Raw genomic sequence first — 11,786 nt, 5'->3', positions numbered from 1 at the left:
TGACTACTGACTCCTGACTCCTGACTCCTGACTCCTGTCTCCTGACTCCTTGAACTCCTGACTCCTTGAACTCCTGACTCCTTGAACTCCTGACTCCTTGAACTCCTGACTCCTTGAACTCCTGACTCCTTGAACTCCTGACTCCTGACTCCTTGAACTCCTGACTCCTGACTCCTGACTCCTGAACTCCTGAAATCCTGAAATCCTATGAAAAAACGTATCGGTATTCTTACAAGTGGTGGTGACTGTCCTGGTTTAAATTGTGTGATTCGTGCTGCTGTTAGTCATGCGACTCTTACATTTAATTGGGAAGTTGTCGGTATTCCTTATGCCACCCAAGGTTTATTAGAACGGCAAACTGTCCCCTTAAATATACATGGTTGGGATCTACGTGGTATTGATCCTTTAATTAATATGGGGGGAACGATTTTAGGTAGTATTAATAAAGGGGATACTTTAACTGCTGCACCGGCAATTTTAGCTAGTTATGAAGCTTTGGGTTTAGATGCTTTAATTGCTGTGGGTGGTGATGGTAGTTTAAAGATTATCCATGAATTAGCAAATATGGGTAATTGGAATTTAGTTGCTATTCCCAAAACTATTGATAATGATGTAGCTTTAACAGAACGTGCAATAGGTTTTGATACGGCAGTAAATACGGTTGTGGATGCTATTAATCGTCTCACATTTACGGCGGCTAGTCACGACAGAGTAATGATTGTGGAAGTCATGGGGCGTACTGCTGGCCATTTAGCTTTACATTCTGGGATTGCTGGGGGTGCAGATGTGATTTTAATTCCTGAAGTTCCTTATACTGTGAAGGGTATTTGTGAGCATTTACAGGAATTGCGCGATCGCTGGCGGCGTAAATTTGCCATCATTGTCGTTGCTGAAGGTGCTAATTCTAGTTTAGAAGATTTGGATAATCCTGCTAGTTGTTCTGTAGCTAAATGTGGTCGTGGTCAATATATCGCTGATCAAATTTCTAACTGTAGCAGCAATTTAATAGATACGCGAGTTTCTGTTTTAGGACATATTCAAAGGGGTGGTATTCCTTCAGCTTTAGACCGTCTAATAGCTACAGTTTTTGGTAAAAATGCCGTTGATTTAATTGCCCAAGAAAAATATGATCAAATGTTAGCTTGGCAAAATGGAAATGTTGTCGCTGTCCCTATCCAAGATGCTTTAGATCAAAGTCCTGCTCTTGTTGATCCTAAATGTGATTTAGTCCAAATTGCTCACTCTTTAGGTATATATATAGGAGAAAAATAATTGATAATTGATAATTGATAATTGTCAATTGTCAATTGTCAATTGTCAATTACCCATTACCTGATTTAAACTCTGTAATAAATCATTGGCTGTATAGGGTTTTAATAAAACTGCTTGAACTTTTGTTTCTCCTGATTCTGGCAATAACTCTATTGTACCCAGTCCACTACAAGCAATCACTTGTACATCTGGGTTCATTTTTTGCATAGTGCGAATGGTAGTGATGCCATCCATTTCTGGCATCATCATATCCATTAAAACTACACTAATTTCCTGTTTGTATTGGGCATAAAGAGCGATCGCTTCAATGCCATTACTAGCAGTCAAGGTCTGGTAATTGTTATTTTCCAGGATCATTGTAGCCACATCAAGTATTTGAGGTTCATCATCAACTATCAAAATCAATTCTCCGTTTCCCGGTTTAATGTCTAATTGCTCTAAACTAGGAACTTGAGGAGATTCTGCAGATGGCAAGAAGACTTTAAATGTACTGCCTTTACCAACTTGGCTGGAAACTGTCACAAAACCATTATGACTTTTAATAATTCCTAACGCTGTTGACAAACCCAATCCTGTCCCAGTACCAACTTCTTTAGTGGTAAAAAATGGCTCAAAAATGTTCTCTACTATTTTTGGGGACATACCTAACCCTGTATCCGTGACAGTAATCACAATATAATGTCCAACTTTCGATTCAAGATTCATCTTTGCATAAGCTTCATCAATAAACATATTTTCCGCAGCAATTGTGAGCATTCCACCTGCTGGCATGGCATCATGGGCATTAACTACCAGGTTCATTAATACCTGATGTAGTTGTGTAGTATCTCCAGAAACAGTCCAAAGATATTCAGGGATTTGAGTGCTAAATTCAATGGATTTGGGGAATGTCTGTTTAGCAATTTGGATAATTTCTGTAATCAGGTGTTTAACTTGTACTATTGTTTTTTCTCCTTTTAAACCTCGCGCAAAGGATAAAACTTGTCTGACTAAAGCTGAACCTCGTTGAGCATTATTTTCAATAATATCAAGCATTTGGGGATGGCGTTCTTGATTTTTGGCAAGTTTGCCTTTAAGTAATTGGGTGGCGATTAAAATAGGTGTCAAGATATTATTTAAATCGTGGGCAATACCACCAGCTAAAGTACCAATGCTTTCTAATCTTTGAGTACGGAAAAACTGCTCTTCTAGTTTTTTTCTTTCTGTAATATCAGTATCTACAAGTAAGATGGATTTTGGTTGTCCATCAGCATCAAACATCAGTGTCCAACGACTTTCTACAATAATTTCCTGGCCAGATTTGGTTTTTTTACGTAACTCACCTTGCCAATTTCCTAACTTGACTAGTGTTTTCAGAGCGTTTGCTTCTTTTTGTAGTGCAGTTTGAGGGCAGAAAATATCCTGAAGGTTTTTACCAACAGCTTCATCCTTAGCCCAACCGTATATCCTTTCTGCTCCCCGACTCCAAAATATGATTTTTGTGTCAAAATCTCGCACAAAAATAGCATCAGTAGCAATATCTAATAAAGCAGCTTGATCCGAAATTTGCTGTTCTTTTTGCTTGCGCTCAGATATATCTCTAGTTGTACCAATTACCCGTATTGGCTGACTTTGTTCGTTATAGTAGACTTTTCCTCTGGTACTTAACCAGTGTAGGCTACCGTCAGGCCAAACAGCCCGATATTCAACACTAAACTCGGTTTTTTGCTCCATGGCAAGATTCAGTGCTTGAGTAAAAACCTGAGTATCTTCAGGATGAATTAAATCTAAGAAATCTGAACAAGTTGGTGGACACAAACTACCATTGGGCAATCCGTACAGTGGACCTACATGACTAGACCATATATAGGTATTGGTGATCACGTTCCAATCCCATATTCCCATTTTGACCGCTTCGAGGGCTAAAGTTAGTCGCTCTTCACTTTCTCGCAAAGTTTGGTCAGCCAGTTGACGCTCGGTAATATCTTCACCAATGCCACCATAGTATTCCACTTGCCCTTGTTCATTCTTGATCGGAAAGCGTCTGGACAACACCCAGCGTATTGATCCATCAGGATGGATAATACGATATTCTGAACTAGCATTTCCACCTTGTTGATGATACACCTCCACTTCTGCCATCAAGCGGTCAAGGTCTTCTGGATGAATTGCTTCTATCCAAGATAGAGGATTTTCCCGCAGACTTTGGCAGGAACGACCCCAAATTTTCTCATAAGCCGGGTTAATATAATAGACGTTACTGCAATCTTGGCTACCAATCCATATATATGAGTCCATGTTTTCAGTAAATTGCCGAAATATCTCCTCACTCTTTTGCAGGGCGGATTCTGTTTCCTTGCGCTCTTTCATTTCTTGCTGCAAAGCTTGATTAGCAATTACTAATTCTCTTGTCCGTTCTGCTACTCGTTTTTCTAACTCTTCAGTATCTTTAATGAGTGCTGTCTCAGCTTGTTTGCGTTCACTAATATTGCTCAATAACCACATCCAGCCACTCTGTTGATTTTGAGAATTGTACATTGGAGCTACTTTCACACTAGCAGGAAATGGCTTTCCTTGTCGTGGTTGGATACTAATTTCCCATTCTGGAAATTGTTCTAAATCTGTTAGTTGGGATATAAATGTATGACGTTCTTCTTGAGTAATAAAAATTGTTAGGGGCTTGCCTACTAGATATTTTGAGTCTACAGATAGTAAGGTTGATGCTGCATGATTGGCTTCTTGAATAATGCCTAATTTATCGGTTACTAAATAACCATAAGGTGTCAACTCAAACAAATTTTGGTAGCGTCGGCGTTCTAATTCTACAATCTCACGAGCAATAACAAGTTGTTCGTTTTGTTGGCGTAGTTCTTCTTCAACAATTTGCAGTTCTTCTAGAGTTTGCTGAAGTTCTTCGTTAATTTTTATCTCGTTGGCAATTTTCTCTGCTACCAATCTGTGTATAATATTTTGAGTCTTACAGCATTCTTCCTCTATTGTATGATGATGATATTGACATTTATTGGATGTATGTGTGGACTGTTCTGATTCTTGGAAATATTGCTGTAAACTCTCAACTACACCAACTATTTGCACTAAATTTAATTCTGCTAACAGATCACATTCTCTGACTACTCCTACCAGTTCTTCCCTATCATCCACAATGGGCAAATGATGGATTCCATGTTGCTGCAAGATTGACAAAACTGTGGTAATATCTCGCAAATGTGATTCTCTTAGTGTGATAACTTCCTTTGTCATCACTTCAGTTATTTTTGTATTCCATAAATCCCAGTTAAGAGCTTTTAAACGTAGTACATCTCTCAGGGTAAATATGCCTAATAAATGCTTTTCTTCTACCACTAAAACATAGCTTCTACTTTTGCTTTTTGGTAATGATTCTGGGAAGTTGACTATTTTTGGGCTGTTACTTTGTTCTTGAATCAAGACAATAGCATCCATTACAGGGCTATCAGGGCTAATCCTCAAGGGACAACGATCAATAATTTGATGTACACTCTTTGAAGTAAACAGATGATCGTTTAATTGCATATAGTATATAATTTGAAATATATTAATGGGTGCTGGTTATATCCTGTCCTTGTTTAGAGTTTTCATTAAGAAAGTAGGATTGCAGGGTACAGAAAAAAAGATAATTTTCCGATTTTTGCACAAATCGCGTGATCATTATCAACTCACCAAACATGATATTAACGCCAGCTTTTTTTGAGAATAAGGTTATCAAACCTGAATTATTGATGCTTTATTGTCTTTGTTCATGTTCTTGCTCAAGATAGTAATTTTGTTCTAAGTAAATTTTAGAATAAAAATATACGTACGTCAATAACTGCTCGCAAAAATTTAATAATGTCTTGTTTTGTTGAAGCTGATTTTCTTTTTAGGAGCTATAGATAATCCACTGTAAATCAAAAATTAAACTTATTAACAAAAAGCCCAATAAGACTTTAAATTACTCCAAATTACTCCACACACCAGCACATATAATTCAATTTCCACCAAAAATTAACATATTTCCATTTTGTCTCGTACAGATGCGCCTGTCAACAATGTTAGGGGATGCTGAACAAATGTAAAACCTAGATAGGGGTTGCTGAGAAAGTCTTTCCGTGAGGGCATAGGAGTCAGGAGTCAGGAGTCAGGAGTCAGGAGTCAGGAGTCAGGAGTCAGGAGGAGATCACTTTTTGCTGGCAAATTTAGTGATCGGTGATTGGTGATTGGGAAAAATAAAATTAATTACCCAGTCACCAGTCCCCAATTACCTACATTCCTTCTGCTTCTGCAATTTCTAACATTGTCTTGATCACAGAATCAGGGTTAAGACTAATAGAATCTATACCCAATTCTACCAAGAATCTAGCAAATTCGGGATAATCGCTGGGAGCTTGACCGCAGATACCGATCTTGCGATTATATTCTTTAGCGGTGGCGATCGCTTTAGCAATTGTCCGTTTTACAGCTTCGTTGCGTTCATCAAACAAATGGGCAACTAACTCTGAATCTCGGTCTAATCCTAATGTTAACTGTGTCAAGTCATTAGAACCAATAGAGAAACCGTCAAAGACTTGGCTAAATTCGTCTGCAAGTAGCACGTTACTGGGCAATTCGCACATTACATAAACTTCTAAACCGTTCTCACCACGAACCAAGCCGTTTTTCGCCATCTCATCAAGTACCCGTTGTCCTTCTTCGGGAGTACGACAGAAGGGAACCATGAGAACCATGTTAGTTAAACCCATTTCATCCCGTACCCGTTTCATAGCTTGACATTCCAGGGCGAAACCTTCACGGTAACGAGGATCATAGTAGCGAGAAGCACCACGCCACCCGATCATCGGGTTTTCTTCTTTGGGTTCAAATTGTCTACCACCCAAAAGGTTAGCATATTCGTTACTCTTGAAATCAGACAACCGAACTATCACAGGTTTGGGATAAAATGCTGCGGCAATTGTACCAATACCTTGCGCCAATTGAGCAACAAAGAATTCAGCTTTATTTTCATATTGGGCGGTTAACTCAGCAATTTTATATTTTGCTAGTTCGTCTTCCAATTCATTAAAATGCAACAATGCTAAAGGATGTGCCTTAATGTGGTTAGCAATAATAAATTCCATTCTTGCTAAACCCACACCATCATTAGGAATTGCTGTTAAACCTAAAGCCTCCTCTGGGTTGCCCACATTCATCATAATTTTAGTGCGGGTACGAGGCAAATCATCTAAAGGTAATTCTTGAATTTCAAAGTTTAACAAGCCTGCGTAAACTCTGCCTGTTTCACCTTCAGCACAACTCACTGTAATTTCCTGTCCTGTCTTCAAAACTGTGGTCGCATTTCCGCAACCAACTATGGCTGGAATACCCATTTCTCTGGCGATAATTGCGGCGTGACAGTTACAAACAACTACAGGAGTATATTTGTCCGTGAAAACTAGATAATTATGATGATCGGCAACAGTAATATTATAAACTTCAGCGTCTACTGCATCTGCAACTTTAACAACTCGTTGCATTCGCAGATCACCTTGTAAAAGGTCTGCAAACTCACTCATTTCACCCAGTTGTTTATCGGAAATAAGTAAGTTTTTATCTCTTCTCAATTTGATTTGACTTGTTACATTGTCACTAAATAATTGATTAGCGGCAAAAAATCTAGTTTGAATAGTTCGCGGAGTAACGTCTCCTTTAACTCGTTGGGTATATTGTAAAATTTGCTCTAATTTTTCTACAATTTGGACATTGTAGATATTACGGTTTTTAGTAACTTGAGGAACAGTATTGATTTTCAAACAAGCAATAATCACAGCTTGTAGTAAGTTCTCCTCAGAAATATAGATGTTGATGCGGTTGTTAGCATAGCAACCATCACCATCAATTACACCTCCTAAAAATTGATAGGAAACTTCTGGAGTATTCTCTAAAAGAATTTGAGTAATCTGTTGTTCTTTTTCTTTTAAGTCATAGGCGATCGCCTGAGAATAAACACGATCAGCTGTATCTTGGACTGTTACCTGTTTTCCTTGGATGTAACCTGAAGATACTGCTTTCTCACAAGTCGCAAAAGATTTACCATAAACAGCATTCATTTTTTCATTCATAGTAGCTATGAATGCTTGTTTTTCTGGTACAGATTTTTGGATAAACTGGACTTCTCCATGAGTTCGACTGGTGTAAATTGAACCGTCTGTAATAATTCCTCCCAAAAGATAAGCTAAATCTGCTGCTTGATTTTTGCTATTACCTAATGTGGGAATATTCTCAGATACAAGCACCATTTCTTGATTATTTAACATTTCTTGAATCTCAGTTTTGGTATATTCACCATTCCTAAGATTGACCATTTTATGATCAGGAGTTAACCGTAGGCAATTATCTCTAACTTTCCCAGTTTGAGATACACTCACACCAATTATTTGAGATGTCCGTTTCATTGCATCTATAATTGGTTTCCATTCCATCTGATGGGTTTTAGTGTTCAGGGCTAAAGTTGATAATCCTTGATATCCTTGTTCATAAATTTGTTGAATGGTCATAAAACCTTGATTTGTGAGAATTTTCGTTTCTCCATCAAAACAAGTTCTACCACCGGAGTTAGTGACAATAGCACTAGCTTTTTTCATAATGGGTTCCCAGTCCGGGTCTGTGCGGTTGGTGACTAACACTTCACCGGCTTGGAATTGGTTAATTTGGTGAACATCGAGAATGACTCTAGCTTTACCTTGACCAATCATTTCGCCAACGCTACGACCTGTTAACAAAACATCACCTTTTTCTTTGAGAACATAAGTTCTCAGAACAGTTTTCGATTTTTGTGATTGGACTGTTTCTGGTCTAGCTTGGACGATAAATAATTCTCCAGTAATCCCATCTTTTGCCCATTCAATGTCCATTGGCGTAAACATACCCCGGACTTGGGAATAATGGTCTTCAATAATGCAAGCCCAGTTTGCTAATTGTAATATCTCATCATTGTTTAAAGCAAATTGGTTTCTTTCTGCTTCAGGAACGGAAACATTTTTGGTTAATTTTGTTCCACCCAAATCATAAACCATTTGAATTTCTTTTGTTCCCAAACGTTTTTGCAGAATGGGTTTAAATCCTTGTTTCAAGGTAGGTTTAAATACTAAATATTCATCGGGGTTAACAGCACCTTGAACCACGTTTTCACCTAAACCATAGGCGGCGGTAATTAAAGCTGCATCTTTAAAGCCAGTTTCTGTGTCAATAGAGAACATGACACCAGAACAAGCCATGTCAGAACGTACCATTTTTTGCACACCTACTGACAGTGCAACTTCAAAATGATCGAAACCTTTGAGTTGACGGTAGGAAATTGCACGATCTGTAAAAATCGACGCAAAGCATTTATGACAAGATTCTAATACGCTTTTAAGTCCGTGAACGTTGAGGTAAGTTTCTTGTTGACCTGCAAAACTGGCATCCGGTAAGTCTTCTGCTGTAGCACTGGAACGCACTGCAACGTCGGTGTTTTCACCGTATTCTTGACATAAAGCTTGATAGGAACGGGTGATCGCTTCTTGCAAGTCTATCGGAAATGGCGTTTCTAACATTAGCGACCGGGCTTGCTTACCACATTGTCGCAAATTGTCAACATCTTCTACATCTAAAGTTGCAAAAATCTTTCTTAATCTGGTTTCTAAACCTGCGGCTTTGATGAAATATCTATAAGCATAAGCTGTGGTAGCAAAACCTGTAGGAACTTTCACTCCTTTAGGTTGCAACTGCTGAATCATTTCTCCCAAGGATGCGTTTTTGCCACCGACAAAGGGTATATCTGCAATACCAACGGTATTAAAAGGCAGGACTAAAGCCTCTTCTTTGTTAAATTGGCTGCTTTGTTGATTGGGTCGCATTTGCACCATGATCTTGAGTCCTTTAAAACTTACAAATTTTTTTGATTTTGATGCAGAAGCTTTTACTAACTTTTACTAAGTTATTCTGCTTTTCGCTTCCATAATTATTTTTATATAAATAAAATCTGAGGAACTTGTGAAGATAAAAATTTAACGAAATGTGAAGTAAATATTGTCAATTTGTTTCGCAATATTACGATATATTTTGATAATTAATTAAATAAACCTCACAATTTCCTCACATTTTTCAAATAAAATATTTTATATATCAAATTTATATATCAAAACGTAAAAAAATTAGCGGTTCTTCAGTACATAGGGGTTGCTGAGAAAGTCTTTCCGTGAGGGCATAGGAGTCAGGAGTCAGGAGGAGATTTGAAAATTTCTTTGCCATCTCTTGAAATCCCAAAAAATGCACACTTTTTCCGGTATACCCTTCAAAACCCTTGCACTAATTTCTGTGTTTATCAGCCTCTAACCTTTGATATATCAAGGTTTTAGGTTTATTCAGCAAACCCTACATAGTATGCAAAATCAATCTCAAAAAACTGCTGAAGGCTTAATATACATAAGACATAAGCTACAAATATTGGATATTATTACAAAAATTGCCTCTTGACCCTGATCTTTCCTGTTCCCTATCCCCTATCAGTTTAGCATACTAAGTACGGTAGAGCCAAAAAAATTAGCTTAACATTTTCAACCCTTAAAGCCATTGACTGATCAAGCTTTTCTAACTTTTTTGAATTTATTGATTATGAATCATATTTTTGATTTTATCTACATCTGCCATCATCACAACTACCCCTTCTATTTTTTTGTCGATGAGGGGGTTGAGAGCAACATAACATTGGATTTGTTTGCCTCGGCGATTTGTAGCGGCTAAAATCATTTCTTGGAAATCTATTTTACCAGATAGAATATCACGAATAGGCGATCGCAACTCTTCCACAGGTAAACTAATATCTAAACTAAATAGAGATTTATTAATCACTTCATCATTGCGTAATCCCCATAAATCTTCTACAAAATTATTCCAAATTAAAATGTTAAAGTTTGGGTCAATGACAACCATTCCTGTTTGCAGGCTTTTAAGAATGGATGTAATAAAAACATTGGTGCGGTTCAGTTCTAAAGTGCGATCGCTTAACTCATAATTAATTGTTTGTAATTCTTCATTTGCAGATTGCAATTCTTCATTCATTGTTTCCAATTCTTGATTACTAGACTGGAGTTCTTCGTTAGTTGTTTCTAATTCTTCATTAGTAGATTGTAGTTCCTCGTTGGTAGTTTCTAATTCTTCATTAGTAGATTGTAGTTCCTCGTTGGTAGTTTCTAAATCTTGTCGAGAACGTTGCAATGCTTCTTGCAATTGGACATAACGGGTGACATCATTAAAACTTATGCTCACACCTAGTAAGCTGAGATTATCATCTTGTAAAGGTGTGATCCGCACATCCAAGTATTGCTTTTCTGAATTTGATAAATAGCGTTCTACATTTGTAAGATTGATAGGACGATGTTCTTTGTATGCCCTTTCTATTAGCGATCGCAATTCTATTGGTCGATAGGAAATTTCCAACTCGTGAAAAGGACGATCTAAATCTCTCGTTGATAAACCAAACAAACTGCGAGCTTGCTCATTGATAATCACTAATAAACCATTGATATCAATGACTATCTCCGCTACTGGGGTTGCATCAAAAGCCAACTCTTGCAAGCGAATGTGTTTAGATAAACGACGATTAGATTCATCATCTGCTGAATTTGCCATAACTAATAGGCGATCGCGTAAATTTGTTGATGATAACTTAGTAAATATTCTATTTTTTAAGTCTACAGGCATAAACAAATTAGAATACATCAGCAGCATCTCGGCTTTACCTAAAAACAAATAGCCAGTATCCTTCAGTGCGAAATGAAACCTCGCCATTATTCGCCCCTGCACCTCAGAATTGAAATACATCAATGTGTTGCGACACACCAACAAATCTAACCGAGAAATCGGCGCATCTAAAAATAAATTATGACGACCAAAAATTACACACCGACGCAAGTCTTGACGAAATATATAATTATTCCCGGCTAAATCAAAATATTTATCCAGTAGTTCCGTTGGCACTTTATCAATATCTTTCGCTGAATATACAGACTGACGTGCCTGATTGAGAGATTCTTCATCAATATCTGTAGCGTAAATTTTAACTCGATGACGAAACTCTTCGACTCCTAATGCTTCAGTAAACAGTATTGCTATAGTATAAGCTTCTGCTCCCGATGCACAACCAGCAGACCAAATGCGAATCTGTTCACTATTTTTTTTGCCTTTAATAATATTAGGTATGATTTGCTTTTCTAAATATTCCCAAGCAGCAGCATCCCGAAAAAAGTCAGTAACATTAATCAAAATGGTATTGAATAAATAATTAAATTCTTCTGGGTGAACTTCTAGATAATCTATATAATCACTAAAATTTTCTATACTTAAGGTTTGTAGCCTCTTAGTAACTCTACGTACCAAAGTTGAACGTTTATAGCCAGTAAAATCAAAACCCCGATTTTGTCTAATATAAGTAAGTAAATTTTCAAAGTTGGCAGGTATTTCTAGGAAAGTCATAGGGTCAAAAATGGATAATCAGGTCTGAA

4 protein-coding genes are annotated in these 11,786 nt (G+C 37.4%); 1 reads left to right on the top strand and 3 read right to left on the bottom strand.

Features of this window, described 5'->3' with window-relative positions; genetic code table 11:
- Positions 1 to 207 precede the first annotated feature (207 nt).
- Positions 208 to 1,272, top strand: a complete 1,065-nt coding sequence (locus H5968_RS18505) for an ATP-dependent 6-phosphofructokinase (RefSeq protein ID WP_187041139.1) — start codon at positions 208 to 210, stop codon at positions 1,270 to 1,272.
- Positions 1,273 to 1,317: 45 nt separating this feature from the next.
- Here the strand turns inward: H5968_RS18505 and H5968_RS18500 are convergent, their stop codons facing one another.
- The 3 genes from H5968_RS18500 to H5968_RS18490 all read right to left on the bottom strand — a co-directional run bounded on the left by H5968_RS18500 (position 1,318) and on the right by H5968_RS18490 (position 11,757).
- Entirely contained in the window at positions 1,318 to 4,803 is a 3,486-nt protein-coding gene (locus tag H5968_RS18500; protein WP_187041138.1) for a PAS domain S-box protein, read from the bottom strand.
- Positions 4,804 to 5,531: 728 nt separating this feature from the next.
- A complete protein-coding gene (gene ppsA, locus H5968_RS18495; protein ID WP_187041137.1) occupies positions 5,532 to 9,149 on the bottom strand; it encodes a phosphoenolpyruvate synthase in 3,618 nt (1,205 codons plus the stop codon).
- 739 nt (positions 9,150 to 9,888) lie between these two features.
- Positions 9,889 to 11,757, bottom strand: a complete 1,869-nt coding sequence (locus tag H5968_RS18490; RefSeq protein WP_187041136.1) for a CheR family methyltransferase — start codon at positions 11,755 to 11,757, stop codon at positions 9,889 to 9,891.
- Positions 11,758 to 11,786: the final 29 nt, after the last annotated feature.

This window comes from Sphaerospermopsis sp. LEGE 00249, from assembly GCF_014299995.1.
Classification (GTDB): domain Bacteria; phylum Cyanobacteriota; class Cyanobacteriia; order Cyanobacteriales; family Nostocaceae; genus Sphaerospermopsis; species Sphaerospermopsis kisseleviana.
This window is presented reverse-complemented; position numbering and strand designations above follow the sequence as displayed.